Annotated in this window: 16 protein-coding genes and 1 pseudogene; 3 read left to right on the plus strand and 14 right to left on the minus strand. The window is 69.3% G+C overall.

The annotated features are described in order from the left end of the window. Nucleotides 1–36: 36 nt before the first annotated feature. Complete coding sequence (locus tag ACZZ0J_RS11015; RefSeq protein WP_463436890.1) at nucleotides 37–2478, minus strand: ATP-dependent helicase; 2442 nt, start codon at nucleotides 2476–2478, stop codon at nucleotides 37–39. A gap of 12 nt (nucleotides 2479–2490) precedes the next feature. Beyond that, nucleotides 2491–3501 carry a glycerophosphodiester phosphodiesterase family protein gene (locus ACZZ0J_RS11020; RefSeq protein ID WP_463436892.1) on the minus strand — a complete coding sequence of 337 codons (1011 nt, stop codon included), beginning with the start codon at nucleotides 3499–3501 and terminating at the stop codon, nucleotides 2491–2493. Between the two features lie 106 nt (nucleotides 3502–3607). Here ACZZ0J_RS11020 and ACZZ0J_RS11025 point away from each other — a divergent pair, with 106 nt between their 5' ends. Next, entirely contained in the window at nucleotides 3608–4597 is a 990-nt protein-coding gene (locus ACZZ0J_RS11025; protein ID WP_463436894.1) for a DUF817 domain-containing protein, read from the plus strand. A 36-nt stretch (nucleotides 4598–4633) separates the two neighbouring features. Next, the gene (locus ACZZ0J_RS11030) at nucleotides 4634–5497 is read left to right on the plus strand and encodes a Bax inhibitor-1/YccA family protein (protein ID WP_463436896.1); all 864 of its coding nucleotides are present in this window, start codon (nucleotides 4634–4636) and stop codon (nucleotides 5495–5497) included. Nucleotides 5498–5823: 326 nt separating this feature from the next. Here the strand turns inward: ACZZ0J_RS11030 and guaA are convergent, their stop codons facing one another. The 5 genes from guaA to ACZZ0J_RS11055 are packed head-to-tail and all read right to left on the minus strand — an operon-like array spanning nucleotide 5824 to nucleotide 10628. Further along, nucleotides 5824–7404: a glutamine-hydrolyzing GMP synthase gene (guaA, locus tag ACZZ0J_RS11035; protein ID WP_111083415.1), complete on the minus strand. Its 1581-nt coding sequence runs from the start codon at nucleotides 7402–7404 to the stop codon at nucleotides 5824–5826. Then, complete coding sequence (locus ACZZ0J_RS11040) at nucleotides 7401–7847, minus strand: DUF3817 domain-containing protein (protein WP_111083416.1); 447 nt, start codon at nucleotides 7845–7847, stop codon at nucleotides 7401–7403. The genes guaA and ACZZ0J_RS11040 overlap by 4 nt, the downstream gene beginning before the upstream one ends. 10 nt (nucleotides 7848–7857) lie before the next feature. Then, nucleotides 7858–8637 carry an SURF1 family cytochrome oxidase biogenesis protein gene (locus ACZZ0J_RS11045; protein WP_123671443.1) on the minus strand — a complete coding sequence of 260 codons (780 nt, stop codon included), beginning with the start codon at nucleotides 8635–8637 and terminating at the stop codon, nucleotides 7858–7860. Between the two features lie 5 nt (nucleotides 8638–8642). Continuing rightward, nucleotides 8643–10094 (minus strand): cation:proton antiporter, encoded by a 1452-nt coding sequence (locus ACZZ0J_RS11050; protein ID WP_123339493.1) that lies wholly within the window; start codon nucleotides 10092–10094, stop codon nucleotides 8643–8645. A gap of 3 nt (nucleotides 10095–10097) precedes the next feature. Beyond that, on the minus strand, nucleotides 10098–10628 hold the full coding sequence (locus ACZZ0J_RS11055; protein WP_071260110.1) for a cation:proton antiporter regulatory subunit: 531 nt from the start codon (nucleotides 10626–10628) through the stop codon (nucleotides 10098–10100). Nucleotides 10629–10703: 75 nt separating this feature from the next. Here ACZZ0J_RS11055 and ACZZ0J_RS11060 point away from each other — a divergent pair, with 75 nt between their 5' ends. Further along, a complete protein-coding gene (locus ACZZ0J_RS11060) occupies nucleotides 10704–11204 on the plus strand; it encodes a hypothetical protein (RefSeq protein WP_463436900.1) in 501 nt (166 codons plus the stop codon). Between the two features lie 132 nt (nucleotides 11205–11336). Here the strand turns inward: ACZZ0J_RS11060 and ACZZ0J_RS11065 are convergent. From ACZZ0J_RS11065 to ACZZ0J_RS11095, 7 genes and pseudogenes are all read right to left on the minus strand, one after another. Next, nucleotides 11337–13222, minus strand: a pseudogene (locus ACZZ0J_RS11065) (glycerol-3-phosphate dehydrogenase/oxidase). A 65-nt stretch (nucleotides 13223–13287) separates the two neighbouring features. Next, the gene (locus ACZZ0J_RS11070; RefSeq protein ID WP_123339491.1) at nucleotides 13288–14406 is read right to left on the minus strand and encodes a GuaB3 family IMP dehydrogenase-related protein; all 1119 of its coding nucleotides are present in this window, start codon (nucleotides 14404–14406) and stop codon (nucleotides 13288–13290) included. An 87-nt stretch (nucleotides 14407–14493) separates the two neighbouring features. Then, nucleotides 14494–14685, minus strand: a complete 192-nt coding sequence (locus tag ACZZ0J_RS11075) for a hypothetical protein (RefSeq protein WP_123936942.1) — start codon at nucleotides 14683–14685, stop codon at nucleotides 14494–14496. Between the two features lie 189 nt (nucleotides 14686–14874). Continuing rightward, nucleotides 14875–15693 (minus strand): ABC transporter ATP-binding protein, encoded by an 819-nt coding sequence (locus tag ACZZ0J_RS11080; protein WP_463436902.1) that lies wholly within the window; start codon nucleotides 15691–15693, stop codon nucleotides 14875–14877. After that, nucleotides 15690–16592 carry an ABC transporter ATP-binding protein gene (locus ACZZ0J_RS11085; RefSeq protein ID WP_123293178.1) on the minus strand — a complete coding sequence of 301 codons (903 nt, stop codon included), beginning with the start codon at nucleotides 16590–16592 and terminating at the stop codon, nucleotides 15690–15692. The genes ACZZ0J_RS11080 and ACZZ0J_RS11085 overlap by 4 nt, the downstream gene beginning before the upstream one ends. Further along, nucleotides 16585–17571 carry a branched-chain amino acid ABC transporter permease gene (locus ACZZ0J_RS11090; RefSeq protein ID WP_123293176.1) on the minus strand — a complete coding sequence of 329 codons (987 nt, stop codon included), beginning with the start codon at nucleotides 17569–17571 and terminating at the stop codon, nucleotides 16585–16587. The genes ACZZ0J_RS11085 and ACZZ0J_RS11090 overlap by 8 nt, the downstream gene beginning before the upstream one ends. Before the next feature lie 12 nt (nucleotides 17572–17583). Further along, nucleotides 17584–18978, minus strand: coding sequence for a branched-chain amino acid ABC transporter permease (locus ACZZ0J_RS11095; protein ID WP_463436904.1), 1395 nt, complete (start codon nucleotides 18976–18978; stop codon nucleotides 17584–17586). Nucleotides 18979–18991: the final 13 nt, after the last annotated feature.

Below are 18991 nucleotides of genomic sequence, written 5' to 3' on the forward strand. Positions count from 1 at the left end.
AACCGGCGGGGTGTACGGACGTTCAGCTGGCTCCGGCTAGAGCTTCTCGATCGGCGCGATCTTGATGAGCAGCTTCTTGCGGCCCGCGGAGTCGAACGCGATCTCGGCGATGCGCTTCGCGCCCTGACCGGTCACCGCCGAGACGGTGCCCTCGCCGAAGTCGACGTGCTTGATCCGGTCGCCGGTGACGAGTTCCATGTCGCCGTTGTCGCGCACCTGGCCGGACACCCGGTTCGCCCACTCGGTCTTCGGGCGGGTCTTCGACGCAGCGGCCGCGCGGTCGTACGAGCCACCGCCCCAGCCCCCACCACCGCGGTAGCCGCCGCCACCGCCGCCGATGCCGCCCTCGCGCTTCGCGTTCAGCGCACGGGGCTGCGTGCCACCACGACTGTTCGCCATGCCCGGCGACTGCTTCCACTCGATGAGCCCCTCGGGGATCTCCTGCAGGAAGCGCGACGGCATGGCGACGTTGACGTCACCGAACTGGGCGCGGGTCATCGCCAGCGACAGGAACAGGACCTTCTTCGCGCGGGTGATGCCGACGTAGAACAGCCGGCGTTCCTCCGACGGACCACCCGGTTCGTTCGCGGACATCCGGTGCGGCAGCAGGTCTTCCTCGACCCCGGTCAGGAACACGGCCTCGTACTCCAGCCCCTTGGCCGTGTGCAGCGTCATGAGCGACACCGTGCCCGACGAGTCGTCGAGCTCGTCCGCCGCGGCCACCAACGAGACCTCGGTCAGGAAGTCCGTCAGCGTGCCCTCGGGGTTGTTCTTCTGGAACTCGCGCGTCACCGCCACGAGCTCGTCGATGTTGTCGGCCCGGGCGGCGTCCTGCGCGTCGGGCGACTTCCGCAGGTTCTCGAGCAGGTGGGAGCCGTCGAGCAGCTGGGTCAGGGTGTCGACGACCGGCTGCGTCGGGGCCTTCTCGGACACGGAGTCCAGCAACGCCGCGAACTCGGTGATGGCGTTCCGCACCTTCGGCCCGAAGCCGAGCTCACCCGCGTGCCGCAGGGCATCGCGCATCGTGGTCTCGTGCTCGTCGGCGTAGCGCTGCAGGGTCGTCTCGGTGACGGAGCCGATGCCGCGCTTCGGCACGTTGAGCACACGACGGAGCGCCATCGGATCGGCAGGGTTCGCCACGGTGATCAGGTACGCCATGGCGTCCTTGATCTCGGCGCGCTCGTAGAACTTGGTGCCGCCGAGCACCCGGTACGGGATCGCCGCGCGGATGAAGATCTCCTCGAGCGCACGGGTCTGCGAGTTGGTCCGGTAGAACACCGCCATGTCGCGGTAGTCCATGCCGTCCTCGCGCAGGCGCTGGATCTCGTCGGCGACGAACTGGGCCTCGTCGTGGCCGGTGTACCCGGTGAAGCCGACGATCTTCTCGCCCGCGCCGACGTCGGTGAACAGGTTCTTCGCCTGACGGTCGAAGTTGTTCGCGATGACGGCGTTCGCGGCGTCGAGGATGGTCTGCGTCGAGCGGTAGTTCTGCTCGAGCAGGATCACCTTGGAGTTCGGGAAGTCGCGCTCGAACTCGACGATGTTGCGGATGTCGGCCCCGCGGAACGCGTAGATCGACTGGTCCGAGTCGCCCACGACGGTCAGGGACGCTCCGGCGATCGACCCGTCGCGCTCGCGCATGCGGGCGACGTGCTGGCCGGAGTCCTCGAGCTTGTCGACCTGCTCGACCGGCACCGGACGCGTGAGCTCGCGGATCAGGGAGTACTGCGCGTGGTTGGTGTCCTGGTACTCGTCGACCAGGATGAAGCGGAAGCGCCGCTGGTAGAGCGCAGCGACCTCGGGGAACGCCCGGAACAGGAAGACCGTCTGGCCGATGAGGTCGTCGAAGTCGAAGGCGTTCGCCCGGCGCAGGTCGTTCGTGTACCGACGGAAGACCTCGGTGAACATGACTTCCTGCGGGTCGTTCACGTTGATGTTGCGGGCGTAGGAGTCGATGTCCTGCAGCTCGTTCTTGAGCTTCGAGATCTTCGACGCCGCGGCGCCCACCGTGAGCCCGAGCGTGTCCGCCTCGAGGTCCTTGATGATCCGCTTCAGCAGCGCCTTGGAGTCGGCGGAGTCGTAGATCGTGAACGACTGCGCGAACCCGAACCGCTCCGCCTCGCGCCGGAGGATGCGCACGCACGCCGAGTGGAACGTCGAGATCCACATGCCGTCGGACTCGCCACCCACCAGGGCCCGGACGCGCTCACGCATCTCGGCCGCAGCCTTGTTCGTGAAGGTGATCGCGAGGATCTGCGACGGCCAGGCTTCACGGTTGGCGAGCAGCAGCGCGATGCGGCGCGTGAGGACGCTCGTCTTGCCGGATCCGGCACCGGCCACGATCAGCAGGGACTCGCCGCGGTACTCGACGGCTTCCTTCTGCTGGGGGTTCAGACCCGCGGTGAACGGGTCTTCGTACGCACGGGCACCGGCGCCCGGCTCGGGCGTCGATTCGAAGGGGTCGAGCACGATCGTCATGTTCGGGACAGTCTAAGCGGGACCCTCGACAGCCGACCGGGCGAGGACCGCCAGGTCGGTGTGGTCCGCGAACACCCCGTCGAGGCCGGTCCGGATCACCGAGGTGTACCAGCGCTCCCAGTCGCCGAAGGCCGCGACGTCACCACCGCGGCGCAGCGGCCCGGGCAGGAACCGGTTCTCCGGTCGGAGCGTCCACGTGTACACCGCGAGGCCCACGGCGTGCGCGAGGTCGACGATCGCGCTCCGGACCGGCGACGGGTCCTCGAGCGCGACGCTGTCCACCCCGGCCATCAGCGTGCCGAGGTCGACGCTGATGCCGTGGAACTCGGTCGCGAACGACGCGAGCGCGTCCTCGGAACGCTCCGCGGCGTAGGTGGGGGCGAGCGATCCGTGGGACGCGACCTCGTCGGCGGCGCTGCCACGGGCCTCCTGGAGGTACACCAGCCGACCACCCGTGTGCCGCTCGCGCAGGTCGCGGAGCACGCCCTTCTCGAAGCTCTCGACCGTGAGCCGCTCGTCACGGCGCCACCCGGCGTCACCGAGCGCGCGGTCGACGAGTTCGTCCATCGGGAAGCCCGCGCGGCCGAAGAAGGCCGCGTGCTTGACCTCGGCGACCAGCCCGACCGGACGAGGCGCGGCGTCGAGGATCGCGAGCAGGTCCTCGAGGCGCAGGATCGGCTCCTCGCCGTCGTGCTCGGCCGACCCGGGCCGCAGCGCGGGCAGGCGTTCCCGGGTGCGGAGCGTCTGCAGCTCGGCCCAGGTGAAGTCCTCGGTGAACCAGCCGGTCAGGCTCTGGCCGTCGACGGTCTTCGTCGTGCGCAGGTGCCGGAACTCCGGGTGGTCCGCGACGTCGGTGGTGCCGGACACCTCGTTCTCGTGGCGGAGCACGAGCACGCCGTCCTTCGTGGGCACCAGGTCCGGCTCGATCGCGTCGGCACCGAGCTCGATGGCGAGTTCGTACGCGCTCCGCGAGTGCTCGGGGCGGTAGCCGGACGCACCGCGGTGGGCGATCACGAGGGTCATGGCGCGACCCTACTGGGCCAGGGTGACCGCGGACCGTCCTGTGTCGCGGGACACACGCGCCCGGCCGGAGCCCGTGCATCTCAGCATCGGCGCTGACCATCGCTGCATGACCGTCCGATCGCTCTCCACCGCCGTCGAGGCCCGGATCGACCGTGCCGCCCGCCGACTGCTCGACGCCGGGCACCAGCCGCACCGGCCCGTCCGGCTGTTCGTCACCGAGTTCCTGGTGTTCGGCGCGAAGCAGGCGTGGGCGTGCGCGTTCGGGGCACTGCTGCTCGGTTCGATGGCCGTGGCCTCCGTGACCGTGCCGGCGACGTTCCGGAACGACGTGCTGACCGTCGTGGCGGTGCTGCTGCAGGTCGGCATGCTCGTGTTCGGGCTCGAGACCGTGCGGGAACTCCGGGTCGTGCTGCTCTTCCACGTCGTCGGCACCGCCATGGAGGTCTTCAAGACGCACATGGGCTCGTGGTCGTACAAACCCGGCGGGCTGTTCGTGATCGCCGGTGTCCCGCTGTTCTCCGGGTTCATGTACGGCGCGGTCGGGTCGTACATGGTCCGCGTGCACCGCCTGTTCGACCTGCGGTTCGACCGGTACCCGCGGCAGTGGCTGCTCGCCGTCGTCGCTGCCGGCGTGTACCTGAACTTCTTCGGGCACCACTTCCTGCCCGACGCCCGCTGGGTCCTGCTCGCACTCGTCGTGCTGCTCTTCGCCCGCACGACCATGCACGTCCGGATCCACCGAGCGACGATGCGCATGCCGGTGCTCGTCGCCATGGGACTCGTCGCCGTGTTCATCTGGTTCGCCGAGAACGTCGCGACCTGGGCCGGGGCGTGGAGCTACCCCGCGCAGCTCGCGGTCTGGCACCCGGTGGCCCCGACGAAGATCGTCGCGTGGTTCCTGCTCATGACGATCTCGGTGGCGCTCGTCACCTGGCTCTACCCGGCGGTGCCGTCGGGCTCGGCACGCTGGACGGCGGACTCTCGACGTCTTCGAGGCGTGCGTGCAGCGGGCGCCCATAGGCTGCCGTCGTCAAGGCCTCCGGGCCCGCGTCCGCTCGCCGCGAATCCTCAGCCTTCCGCGACCGAGCGCACCTAGGCTGAGAGGACTCATATCTCCTAGGAAGAGGACACCATGGCCTTCAAGCCCGGTTTCGACCAGTCCCCCGCCTTCAACGCCCAGGGAGCCAACACCTGGGGTGGGCGTGGCGCTGGTCAGCAGCAGGCCGGCTGGGGACAGACCCCGCAGCAGGCACAGGGCGGGATGACCCCCGAGCAGCTGCAGTACATGTACGACCGCCCGGCGGCATCGACGGTCGACACCGACCGCATGTCGTACGAGGACACCATCGTCAAGACGCTGCTCGCCTTCGGCGTGCTCGTCGTCGGTGCAGTGGCCGGTTGGAACCTGCCCCCGATCGTCTGGATCATCGGCGCCGTCGTCGGGTTCGTCCTGGTGCTCGTGAACATGTTCAAGAAGAAGCCCTCACCGGGCCTCGTCCTGGCGTACTCCTTCGCCCAGGGCCTGTTCGTGGGTGGCATCTCCGGCGCGTACAACTCGATGTGGGGCGGAATCGTCACCCAGGCGGTGTTCGGGACGCTCGGTGTCTTCGCCGTGACGCTCGCGCTGTTCGCATCGGGCAAGGTCCGCGCCACACCGAAGGCCACGCGCTTCTTCCTCGTCGCGATGGTCGGGTACATGGTGTTCTCGCTCATCAACCTGGTCCTGATGTGGACCGGGGTGACGAACACCGCGTTCGGTGCCCTCGGGATCACCGTCTTCGGCATCCCGCTCGGCGTGATCATCGGCATCCTCGTCGTGGTCATGGCGGCGTACTCGCTGATCCTCGACTTCGACCAGATCCAGACCGGTGTCCGTCGTGGAGCTCCCCGCATCTACGCCTGGACCGCGGCGTTCGGCCTGATCATGACGATCGTCTGGCTGTACCTCGAGATCCTGCGCATCCTCGCCATCGTCGCGAGCAGCGCGCGCAACTAGTACCACCGCGTACACGAAGGGCCCCGGCGCTGCCGGGGCCCTTCGTCGTTCCTGGGGTGCCGTGGGGGCGTGGGGGCGTGGGGGCTGCGGGGCTGCGGGGCTGCGGGGCTGTGGGGCTCGCCGTGCCCGCGGCGCCGAGGTTCCACGACATGCCGCGGGTGCGACGCCGAGGTTCCACAGGTGCCCCGGGGGAGGCTCGGATGCCGAGATCTCGGAACCTCGGGGACGCCCGACGCGCCGCACGCACGCACGCCGCACGCGCGCCCGACGGACGCGCGGAGGCCCGGCACGCAGGGCGTGCCGGGCCTCCGGTCGTTCAGGGAGCGTCACTCCCACTCGATCGTCCCCGGCGGCTTCGACGTGACGTCGAGCACGACCCGGTTGACGTCGGGCACCTCGTTCGTGATGCGGTTCGAGATCTTCGCGAGCACGTCGTACGGCAGGCGCGTCCAGTCCGCGGTCATGGCGTCCTCGGACGAGACCGGACGGAGCACGATCGGGTGCCCGTACGTGCGGCCGTCGCCCTGGACACCCACGGAGCGGACGTCGGCGAGCAGGACGACCGGGCACTGCCAGATCTCCCCGTCGAGACCCGCTGCGGAGAGTTCCTCGCGCGCGATCTTGTCGGCGGCGCGGAGCAGCTCGAGCCGCTGCTTGTCGACCGAACCCACGATGCGGATGCCGAGCCCCGGTCCGGGGAACGGCTGGCGGCCGACGATGACCTCGGGAAGGCCGAGCTCGCGACCGACGGCACGGACCTCGTCCTTGAAGAGCGCACGGAGCGGCTCGACGAGCTCGAAGGTCATGTCCTCGGGCAGGCCGCCCACGTTGTGGTGCGACTTGATGTTCGCGGTGCCTGCTCCGCCGCCGGACTCGACGACGTCGGGGTAGAGGGTGCCCTGCACGAGGAACTTGACCTCGCCGTCGTCACCGTCCCCGCGCGCCTCGAGCACGAGTGCCTCGGCCGCGGCCTCGAACGTGCGGATGAACTCGCGGCCGATGATCTTGCGCTTCTGCTCGGGGTCGCTCACACCGGCGAGGGCATCGAGGAACTGCTGCTCGGCGTCGATCGTGATGAGCCGGACACCGGTGGAGGCGACGTAGTCCTCTTCCACCTGCTTGCGCTCGTCGGCGCGGAGGAGCCCGTGGTCGACGAAGACGCAGGTGAGCTGGTCACCGACGGCCTTGTGCACGATGGCTGCGGCGACGGCGGAGTCGACACCGCCGGACAGGCCGGCGATCACGCGGTTCGACCCGACCTGGGCCTGGATCCGGGCGACCTGCTCGTCGATGACGTTGCTCGAGTTCCAGTCGCCGGGCAGACCGGCGGCGCGGTGCAGGAAGTTCTCGAGGACGGCCTGGCCGTGCTCGGAGTGCTTCACCTCGGGGTGCCACTGCACGCCGTAGAGCTTGCGCTCGTCGGATGCGAAGGCCGCGACGGGGGTCGACGCGCTCGACGCGAGGACCTCGAAGCCCTCGGGGGCCTTCGCCACGGAGTCGCCGTGCGACATCCACGTGACCTGCGACCCGGGCTGGCCACCGAGCAGGACACTGTCGGTGCCGCTGACGTCGACGGACGTCGCGCCGTACTCACGCAGGCCGGTGTTCGCGACCTCGCCACCGAGGGCGGTCGCCATGGCCTGGAAGCCGTAGCAGATGCCGAGCACGGGGACGCCGAGGTCGAGGATGTCGCCGTCGAGGGACGGCGCACCTTCTTCGTACACGGACGACGGACCGCCGGACAGCACGATGGCTGCGGGGTCCTTCGCGCGGATCTCCTCCGCCGTGATGGAGTGCGGGACGATCTCGCTGTAGACGTTCGCTTCACGGACCCGACGCGCGATGAGCTGCGCGTACTGGGCTCCGAAGTCGACGACGAGGACGGGACGCTGTTCGGTCTCGCTCACCGAGCGGCCTCCTTCTCACGCTGCTGGGCAGCGATCAGCTCGTGGTAGGTGTCCATGGCCTTCTGCTGCATGCGGTGTTCGACCACGAAGGACATGAACGGGATGATGCCACCGAGGGCGATGAGCAGGAAGCGGGAGGGCTTCCAGCGCATGATGCTCCACAGACGGAAGTCCGTGAAGAGGTAGAGGACGTACAGCCAGCCGTGCGCGATGAGGATCGCGATCGACAGGTTGAACGTGCCGGGTGCTTCACCGGCCGTGCCGTTCGGCACGAAGAACGGGCCGTTGCCGAGCTGCATCTCGAGCTGGAGCGGCGTGTACTTGATGATGACCTCGATCACGAGGGCCAGCAGCAGCACACCGGTGATGTACGCGGAGACGCGGTACCACTTCACCGCACCCGGGATCTTCGGGATGTCGCGGGTTCGGACGGTCAAGGCCATGACGACCAGCCTACCGTCGGTCCGCGAGGGCCCCGTCGACGCTGAGGGCAGCCTCGCGCCGCTCCTCTTCCTCGCGCTCCCAGGCGTCCTTCACGAACCGGTACCAGAGGAACACCGCGAAGCCGGCGAAGACGACCCACTCGATCGCGTAGAACAGGTTCAGCCAGTCGAACTGGACCTCGCGCGACGGCGCACGGTCGGCGATGGTGCCGAGGTCGGCGGCCTGCGCGGTGGCACCGTCGGCGACGACGTACCCGAGGTACATCCGGTCGTCGAACGCCTTCCACGTGTTCACGAAGCGCGCGGGTGCCACGGCGGAGTACTCCGCCTGCTTGTAGGTGTCCTGGTCGGGCGACTCGGCGGGGTAGTACCGGCCCTGCACCGTGAGCGTCTGCCCGTCCGTCAGGCGGTCACCACCGGCGACGGCGGCCGACCGTTGGTCGGACCACCCGATGACGACCGGGAGGCTCGCCCCACCATCCGAGTCCACCAAGTGGCCCACGGTCTGGTACGTCCCACCCCCGGTGCGGCCGGTCAGGATCGTGGTGTCGCCGGCGACGAACGTGCCGGTGACGGTGACCTTCTGGCCGGCGATGGTCTCGCTCGCGGGTTCTTCGGGCGCGGTGACCGCCTCGAGCGTCTTGCGGGTCTCGGTGGTCGCCGGCAGCGGTTTGCCGTTGGCGATGCTCCGCTCCAGCTGCCACTTGCCCAGCCCGGCGAACACCGCCGCGAGCACGAGCGCCAGCAACAGCAGCGCGATCCACCTCGGTCGTCGGGCAACGGCCCACATCTGTATCAGTACTCCGGATCGCGCTGTCGGACCGGACGCTCGGGGCGTTCGGTGGGGATCTCGACGGGCGACGTGACGGGTTCGTCGGTCGCCTCCGGTGACCCATTCTCCTGCTCGTCCCTGCCAGCGGCCTCCACGAGCGCGAACTCCTCCGCGAACTGGCGGTCCCGCTCGGCACGGCGGACCGCGGCCGCGGACGCTGCTTCGGCTTCCTCGGCCTCTGCCGCCTCGGCGGCGGCAGCCGCGGCGACCGCCCGGCGGCCACCGAGTCGTCCGCGCAGGCGGGCGAGGCGGGCGGGGCGCACCACGAGGCGGCCGATCCGCTCCGAGTTCACCGCGAGCAACGGCCCGAGGATCGCCATGACGAGGACGTAGAGACCCGCGAACGCGGTGATCCGGGATTCCAGTCCGGCGGCAGCCGAGAGCGTCGCGAGGATCAGCGCGAACTCCCCACGGTTCACCAGGATGACGGCGGTGTTGATCCCCTGCTGGACGTTGAAGCCGTTCATGCGCGCGACGATCTGCCCGGCGACCGCGTTGAGCACGACCGTCATGCCGATCGCACCGAGGACCGGCCAGAGCACCTCGCCGAACGTCGACAGGTCGAGGCCGAGGCCGAAGTTCACGAAGAAGAACGCGGCGAAGACGTCGCGCATCGGCAGGGCGAGCTGTTCGATGCGGTCGCGGTACCGGGTGGCACCGCAGAGCAGACCGATGACGAACGCACCGATGGCGTCGGTCACGCCGAGCAGGTCGCCGATGCCACCGAACATCACGGCGAGCCCGAAGAACAGCACCGTGAACAGTTCGTCGTCCCGCGTCGCGAAGATCTTCGACACCCACTTGCCGGCGAACCGGGCGAGCGTGAACATCACGATGAGGAAGCCGAACGCGAGCGCGAGCTTGCCGACGACGGCCCAGGCGTTGGTGTCGCCGGACAGCACGACCGAGACGATCGCCAAGTAGACGGCGATGAAGACGTCCTCGATGACCGTGACGCCCAGGATCATCGGGGTCTCGTCGTTCGCGAGTCGTCGCAGCTCGATGAGGAGCTTCGTGACGATCGCGCTCGACGAGGTGGCCGTCATGCCGGCGATGATCAGGGCTTCCCGGGTGCCCCAGCCGAGCGAGAACCCGAACGCGAACCCGACGCCCATGTTGATGACGACGTAGGTGCCGCCCGACACCAGGAGCTTGCCGGCGTTGCCGTAGAACTCCTCTTGGTCGAACTCCAACCCGAGGTTGAACAGCAGCAGGATGAGCCCGAACGTCGCGATGAGCTCGATCGTGTGCGACTCGACGTTCAGGCCGATCCACGGGGTGTGCGGGCTCGCGATGAGCCCGACGATCATGTAGATCGGGATCGCCGGCAGACCGATGGTCTTGCCGAGCCGCCCGAGCACGTAGGCGATGACGAACAGCACACCGATGGTGAGCAGTTCACCGCCCAGGTGCATGCGCTAGCTCTTCCGCGGGGCCTCGGCCGATGCGGCCGCAAGCTCTCCGCTGCGGTAGAAGGAGAAGGCCTTGGCGACCTTCTCGGGGGAACCGGCGACGACGATGGTGTCACCGGGGAAGACGACGAAGTCCGGCGAGGGTGCCGGGTTGGCGCTGTCGCCACGGACGACGGCCACGACGGTCAGGCCGATGAAGCCGGAGTCGTGCAGGTCGCCGAGCGGCTTGCCGGCGATCGCGTCGTCGTAGTCGACCGAGAACCAGTCGATGGACAGACCGGGGATCTCGTCGAGCTTGTCGAGGCCCTCGGTGATCCGGGTGCCGCCCAGGAGTTCGGCGAGGGTGTGCGCCTCGTCCTCGCTGAGGCGCAGCGAGACCTTCTCGGACTTGTCCGCGCCGTCGGAGACGTCGGCGAACGAGATGAGGTCGGAGTGACCCGACCGGTGCGTGATGACACCGCACTTGCCACCGTCGTCGGTGTAGAAGCTGTGCAGCACGCCGACTCCGGGGAGTTTGACGCGATGGACGTCGACCATGATGGCTCCCTTTTCGAGTACGCCCATGCTAACCACCGCACGGCCCCGCGCATTCCGGTCGCTACTGTTCTGTGGATGGGGAGAACTCGGATCGTCGTCGGGGTCGTCGGGACGCTGGTCGTCACACTGTACGCGGGGTTGCTGGCGCTCAACGCGCTCGTGCTCGACCCGCTCAGTGCGGTGCCGGGGCAGTCGCTCGGTGCGATCTACGGCCACCTCGACGCGCAGGGGTACCAGGTGCGGACCGACGTCGTGGCCGTGCTCGTCATCGCGGCGGTCGGCATCGCGTTGGCGGTCACGGTCCTGATCGTGACGCTGGTCCGGCGGACGACGGCGCACGTCGCCGCCGCCTGGCTGCTGGCCATCGTGGCCGCCGGCGCCGTCCAGGTGTTCGGTTCCGGTTTCCAGCTCGGGATGGACGTGGCCGACGGCTACGGCATCGGCGGCGAGGACCACACCATCTGGGCCGGTGTCCTCTACGTCACCAGCCTCGTCGCGCTGCTCGCGATCCCGGTCGTGCTCGTCGTCGGCGAGCGACGCCGTGGCCGTACCGTGTCGGGGACGCTGGCCGTCTGACGGACGCACCACGGGCCTCCCGTCCGCTCTGCCGTCTGCCTGGAGGCGCGGGTGGGCCACGCAACACGCTGGCGTCCTGCGCCACCAGCGGGCGCCGTCGTCTCGGTGACACGACGGCGTCTGCCGGCCGCGCTACTCCGGCTCGCTCGTCTTCTCCCCCACCACCTGCTCGTCGGACGCCTTCGCGCCCTCGGCGCCGCTGCTGCGGCCGCCACCCACGACGACGTCGTCCTCGTCGAAGCCGAACGCGATGTCCGGTGCCTCGAGCCGCACACGGTCAGCGCTCTCGTCGTCGGGCTGCAGCTGCGACTCGCGTTCCGCGGCCACACGCTTCAGGTAGTTCGACACCTCGTGCTCGGTGGTCTCCTGGTCCCAGCCGAGCACGTCGGCCATGAGCTTCGCGGCGACCGGGGCCGCCGACTCGCCGCGGTCCCAGGCCTCGATCGAGATGCGGGTGCGGCGGGCGAGGACGTCCTCCAGGTGCAGGGCCCCCTCGTGCGAGGCGGCGTACACGACCTCGGCACCGATGTAGTCGTCGGCGCCCGGCAGCGGTTCGGCCAGGGCGGGGTCCTGCTCGACGAGCTGCAGCACCTCGGTGGCCAGGGTGCCGTAGCGGTTCAGCAGGTGCTCGATGCGGACCTTGTGCACGTTGAAGCTGCGGGCGGTCCGTGCGCGACGGTTCCACGCGGCCGGGTAGCCCTCGGCCCCGAGCAGCGGGATGTCCTCGGTCGTCGACGCCGGGATCTTGCCGTCCATCGCGGCGACTGCCTCGTCGATGGCGTCCTTGCCCATCACCCGGTAGGTCGTCCACTTGCCGCCGGCGACCACGACGAGTCCGGGCACCGTGTGCGCCACCACGTGCTCGCGGCTCAGCTTCGAGGTCTGGTCGGACTCCCCCGCCAGCAGGGGACGGAGGCCGGCGTAGACGCCCTCGACGTCCTCGCGGGTGAGCGGGACGCGGAGCACCTTGTTGACGTGCTCGAGGATGTAGTCGATGTCGGCCGCGGTCGCCGCCGGGTGCGCCTTGTCGAGGTACCAGTCGGTGTCGGTCGTGCCGACCAGCCAATGCCGGCCCCACGGGATCACGAACAGCACGCTCTTCTCGGTGCGCAGGATCATGCCCATGTTCGACTGGAACCGGTCGCGCGGGATGACCAGGTGCACGCCCTTCGACGCCCGCACCTTGAACTGCCCGCGGGTGCCGATCATCGCCTGGGTGTCGTCCGTCCAGACGCCCGTGGCGTTCACGACCTGCTTCGCGCGGATCTCGAACCGCTCGCCGGTCTGGATGTCGTGGGCCTGGGCGCCGACCACGCGCTCCCCACCTTGATGAAGCCCTCGATCCGGATGCGGCTCGCGGCGTGCGCGCCGTAGGACGCCGCCGTGCGGACGAGCGAAGCGACGTAGCGGGCATCGTCGACCTGGGCGTCGTAGTAGGTCATGCCGCCGACGAAGGCGTCCTTCTTGAGCGACGGCATCGAGCGGAGCACCTGCGTGCGGCTGAGGTGCCGGTGGTGCGGGACCCCGGGCGGACGACCGCCGGACCAACTGAAGGCGTCGTACATCGCCATGCCGATGCCGATGTAGAACCGCTCCCACACGCGGTGGTTGAGCGGGTAGAGGAAGCGCACCGGCTTCACCAGGTGCGGGGCGATCCGCTGCAGCAGCAGGCCGCGTTCGATGAGGGCCTCGCGCACGAGCCCGAAGTTCAGCTGCTCCAGGTAACGGATGCCACCGTGCACGAGCTTCGACGAACGGCTCGACGTGCCGGAACCCCAGTCACGAGCCTCGACGATGCCGACGGTCAGGCCACGGGTGACGGCGTCGAGCGCACTGCCCGCACCGACGATGCCGCCGCCCACGACCAGGACGTCGAGCTCCTTCGTCTTGAGGGTCTCGATCGCCGCCGCGCGTTCGTCGGGGCCGAGCTTGGCCGCGGGGTCGAACCCCGCCCCCGGCACGACGTCGCCAGGACGTCCGGCCGAACTGGTCTGCTTCGTGGTGCTGGACTTCGCCATCGTCGCCTCCGGGTCACGGTCGGCGCCGAAGCGTCACCCGCGTCGGTGCGCGGGTGCCACCAGGATCACTGGTGGTACGGCGCCACGACCACTTCTACTCGCTGGAACTCCTTGACGTCGGAGTATCCGGTCGTCGCCATCGAGCGGCGCAGCGCACCGACGAGGTTGGCGCGGCCGTCGAACGTCGGGGTCGGACCGTTCAGCACGTTCTCGAGCGGGGCGATCGTGCCCACCTCGACCCGGCGGCCGCGGGGCAGCTCCGGGTGGTGCGCCTCGGCACCCCAGTGGAAGCCGCCACCCGGTGCCTCGGTGGCGCGGGCGAGCGCGGTGCCGAGCATGACGGCGTCCGCACCGACCGCGATCGCCTTGACGATGTCGCCGGCGGTGTCGAGACCGCCGTCGGCGATGACGTGCACGTAGCGGCCACCCGACTCGTCGAGGTAGTCACGACGCGCACCCGCGACGTCGGCGACCGCGGTGGCCATCGGCGCGTGGATGCCCAGCGCGGCACGCGTGGTGGACGCAGCGCCGCCGCCGAAGCCGACGAGGACACCGGCAGCACCCGTGCGCATGAGGTGCAGCGCCGACGTGTACGTCGAGGCACCGCCCACGATCACCGGGACGTCGAGCTCGTAGATGAACTTCTTGAGGTTGAGGGGCTCTTCGTTCTGCGACACGTGCTCGGCCGAGACCGTCGTGCCGCGGATGACGAACAGGTCGACACCGGCGTCGACGACCGTCTTCGAGAACTCCTGCGTGCGCTGCGGGCTGAGCGAGCCGGCGACCGGCACCCCGGCGGCGCGGATCTCGGCCAGGCGCGCGGTGATCAGCTCCGGCTTGATCGGCTCGGAGTAGATCTCCTGCATGCGCTTCGTGACGTTGCCGTCGGTGAGCGACTTGATCTCGTCGTAGTAGGGCGTCGGGTCCTCGTAGCGGGTCCACAGCCCCTCGAGGTCGAGGACGCCCAGGATGCCGAGCTTGCCCATCTGGATGACCGTGGCCGGCGAGGACACGGAGTCCATCGGCGCCGAGAGGATCGGCGACGCGAAGGTGAACGCGTCGATCGACCACTGCACGCTGACGTCGCGCGGGTCACGCGTGCGCCTGGAGGGGACCACCGCGATGTCGTCGAACGCGTACGCCCGACGTCCGCGCTTGCCTGCACCGATCTCGACTTCGCTCACCCGGCAAGCCTACCGGGCAGGTCCGGGGGCGTGCACGGACCGGACGGTGCGGACCGGGGCAGGGGCCGCGGGCCGCGGGCCGCAGGGTCAGCGGGGGCGGCGCGGGGTCCGGCGTCGCTTGCGGAGCACCCGCAGCACGAAGCCGAGCAGGAGCGCGAGCACCACGAGCACGACGAGGAGCGCAGCCGCCACCTTCACGAGCAGCGCCGCACCGACGAACAGCGCGATGAAGACCACCCACACCAGGGCGTCCATCGCGCCCGCCGACAGTCTCTGCACCTGCGGAACGATACCGACCCGGCGGACGCGGGACGGGCCTCCCGGCAGAACCGGAGCCGGCCACGCACCGTCGCGAGCCGACGGGGCCCCACGTGCAGGAGCGGGGCCGTGCGGCGCGAAGCGACCACGCACGGCCCCACCCGTCGCGGATACCACCCCCACAGCGGTACCCGCAGTCGACACAGCGCGCTAGCGCCCTGCGTCGACGTCCTTGGCGAGCGTCCCGAGGTACAGCTCGATGACCTTCGGGTCGTCCGCGAGTTCCTTCCCCGTGCCCGAGTACGCGTTCCTCCCCTGGTCGAGCACGTACCCACGATCGCAGATCTGCAGACAGCGTCGCGCGTTCTGCTCCACCATGACGATCGACACACCGGCCTTGTTGATCCGGCGGGTCCGCAGGAACGTCTCGTCCTGGCGCACCGGGGACAGTCCGGCACTCGGCTCGTCGAGCAGCAGCACCTTCGGGTCCATCATCAGCGCACGCGCCATGGCGACCGACTGCCGCTCGCCGCCGGACAGGGACCCCGCCCGCTGGCCGCGGCGCTGCGCGAGCACCGGGAACAGGTCGTAGATGACCTCGAGGCGCTCCGCGAACTTGCGGGGCCGCAGGTACAGCCCCATCTGCAGGTTCTCCTCGATGGACAGCGACGGGAACACGTTGTTCGTCTGCGGGACGAAGCCGACGCCGGCCTGCACGAGCTTGTTCGCCTTGAGGTTCGTGATGTCCTCGCCCTGCAGCGTGACCGACCCCTCGCGGATCGACACGAGACCGAACAGGGCCTTGAGCAGCGTGGACTTGCCCGCACCGTTCGGCCCGATGATCCCGATCAGCTCGCCGGGGTAGCAGTCCAGGTCGCAGCCGTTCAGGATGTTCACCCCCGGCAGGTAGCCAGCGACGAGGTTCTTCGCGCTCAGCACCGGCTCGCGTTCCAGCGTGGCGGTGCTCGCCGTCGGCGCTTCCGGACTGGAGGCGCTGCTCGCGTTCGTGGGGTCGACTGCGTCCGTCATCGGGTCTTCTCCTCTGCTGCTGCGTCCGCCGCGTCTTCTTCCGCGACTTCCTCCGCCAGTTCCTCGAAGGTCTCCTCGGTGAGGAGCGAGTCGTCACCCAGGTCGGTGTCGTGGTGCGCACCCAGGTACGCGTCGATGACCGCCTGGTCGTCCATCACGGTGTCCGCCGGCCCCTCGGCGACGACCTTGCCCTCGGCCATCACGACCACCCAGTCCGAGATGTGCCGGACCATGTGCATGTCGTGCTCGACGAACAGCACGGTCATGCCGTCGTCGCGCAGGGACTGGATGTGCCCGAGCAGCGACTGCGTCAGCGCGGGGTTCACGCCCGCCATCGGCTCGTCGAGCATGATCATCGTCGGGTCGGACATCAGCGCCCTGGCCATCTCGAGGAGCTTCCGCTGGCCGCCCGACAGCGAACCGGCGTAGTCGTCCGCCTTGTCGTCGAGCTTGAAGCGGGCGAGGAGGTCCTCGGCCTTCGCGGTGATCTCCCGCTCGCGCTTCGCCCACACCGGCTTGATCAGCGCGGCGAAGAAGTTCTCGCCGGGCTGGTCGCGGGCGCCGAGCAGCATGTTCTGCATCACGGTGAGCCGCGACAACGCCTTCGTCAGCTGGAAGGTGCGGACCATGCCGCGGTTGGCGATGTGGGTCGCGCTGGTCTTCTGCAGCGTGGCGCCGTTGAACTGCGTCCTGGCACCGGGGCTGGGCTTGTCGAAGCCGGTCAGCAGGTTGAAGAAGGTCGTCTTGCCGGCGCCGTTCGGTCCGATCAGGGCCGTGATGGAGCCGCGCTGGACCTCGAGGTGGTCGACGTCCACGGCGGTCATGCCACCGAAGTGCCGGGTGACGCCGTCGACCGTCAGGATCGGGTCGGCCTTCGTGTAGCCGTAGGTCTCAGACACTGAACGTCAGCTCCTTCTTGTTGCCGAGCAGGCCCTGTGGTCGGAACACGATCAGGAGCATGAGCGCGACGCCGACGAGCACGTACGAGAACTGCTCGGCCTGCTGGGCGTTCATGATCGAGTCGGGGATGAAGTCGCCGGCCAGGGTGCGGATGAAGAGCCGGACGACGAAGAACAGCACCGCGCCGAGCACCGGACCGAACACCGTCGCGGCACCACCGAGGATGAGCGCCGTCCAGATGAAGAACGTCATCGAGCGGCCCATGGCGTCCGGTTGCACCGAACTCGGCAGGACGTAGATGATCCCCGCCAGCGCTCCGAGCGCACCACCGAAGACGAGCGCCTGCATCTTGTACGAGTAGACGTTCTTGCCGAGGGAGCGGACGGCGTCCTCGTCCTCGCGGATCGCCTTCAGGACACGACCCCAGGGGCTGCGCATGAGCAGGAAGAGCACGAAGGTGAACAGCGCGACGAGGGCCCAGGCGGCGATGCGGATCCACCAGCCGTTGACGCCGTTGTTCGCGTAGGTGAACCAGAGGATGGTCGTGGTGCCGTCCGGCAGCGGGCTCAGGGCGGTGAACGGGTCGCGGTAGCTCGACCCGGTGATGCCGTTGGAGCCACCCGTCGTCGTGGTCAGCAGGCTGGAGCGGCCGACCATGCGGATGATCTCGGCGCCGGAGATCGTCACGATCGCCAGGTAGTCGCCGCGCAGTCGCAGGGTCGGGACGCCGAGGATGATCGCGAACACGATGGCGACGAGCAGGGCGATGAGCACGGCCATCACGAACGGCAGCCCGTTCGTGATCGAGATCGCGAAGCCGTAGGCGCCGAGCAGCAGGAACGCCGCCTGGCCCATGTTCACGAGCCCCGTCAGGCCGAAGTGCACGTTCAGTCCGATGGCCGCCAGGGCGAACGCCGCCGTGGTCGGGGCGAGGGCCTCCTGGGTGAGCGAGGACAGCAGGTTGAGGATGTAGTCCATGCGCGTGCTCCCTTAGCCGACCCGCTCGGCGCGGCCGAAGATGCCCTGCGGCCGGAACAGCAGGATGAGGATGAGGATGACGAGGGCGGTGGCGTACTTGAAGTCACCGGGGAGCACGAGGTTCGTGAGCTCGACGACGACGCCGATGATCATCGATCCGACCAGCGCGCCGTAGGCCGTCCCGAGACCACCCAGGGTCACCGAGGCGAACATGAGCAGGAGCAGCTGCAGGCCGGTCTGCCAGTTCACGCCGTTCAGCACCAGGCCGAGCATCACGCCGGACAGGCCGGCGAGACCGGCCGCGAGCGTCCACACGAACCGGATGACCCGGTCGACGTCGATGCCGGACGCCGCGGCGAGCGCCGGGTTGTCCGACACCGCGCGGGTGGCCCGGCCGAAGCGGGTCTTCGCCAGGAACAGGCCGGTGGCGATCAGGACGACCAGCGCGATACCCATCGCCACGTAGGACTGCACCGTGAGCGTGACCCCCGCGAACCGGACGGTCTCGGGGTTGCCCTGCTGGATCCGGACGGTCGCGGCCCCGAAGAAGTACTGGAACGCGTACTGGGCGGCGATCGACAGACCGATCGTCACGATCATGAGCTGCGTGAGGCTGATCCGCTTGCGCCGCAGTGGCCGCCAGATCCCGGCGTCCTGCAGGTACCCGGTCGCCGCGCACAGCAGCGTGACAACGATGCCGGTCACCCAGATGTTCCAGCCGAGCTGGTTCGCGAACACGTAGGCCAGCAAGCCGCCGAGGGTGACCTGCTCACCGTGCGAGAAGCTCGACAGCCCCGTCGTGCCGTAGATGAGCGAGAGGCCGATCGACGCCAGCGCGATGAGCAGACCGAGGCGGATCCCCGAGGCGAACTGCTGCCAGGCCCGCTGCGGGCTGACGCTCGACGAGTCCGTCGTGGTGGTGGCGCCCTTCTGGTCGGACAGCTGGAAGATCTGCCCGACGTTGGCGTTCAGGGTCGCCTGGACCTTGCGCTCCGCGTCCGCCGCGTTCGTCAGGTACTGGCCCTTCGGCAGGGTGTCCTGGTCGACGCTCACGGTGTACTCGCCGGCCTCGTCGACGCTGACCGACCAGCGGCCGTCGGCGTTCGTGGTGACGGTCTCGGCGAAGCCGCCGGGCCCGGCGACGTCGACGTCGACGTCGTCGGCCGGTTCCCGCTCGGAGTCGGTGATCGTGCCCTGGATGCACCCGTTCGTCGGGCTGACGGTGCAGGCCTGGCTGGTCGCCGGTGCCGACGTGGCACTGAAAGCCGGCAGGGTGACCGCCCAGTCGATCAGGAAGGTCGCCAGGAACGCGGCGACGAGCACGGCCGCCAGGACCGGTCGTCGCCGGGCCTGGCGGAGGCGGAACAGGCGCGGCTGCGCCCGTCCCGGAGGAGTGATGGATCCCACGGAAGAGCCTCTC

This window comes from Curtobacterium sp. AC272, from assembly GCF_979258155.1.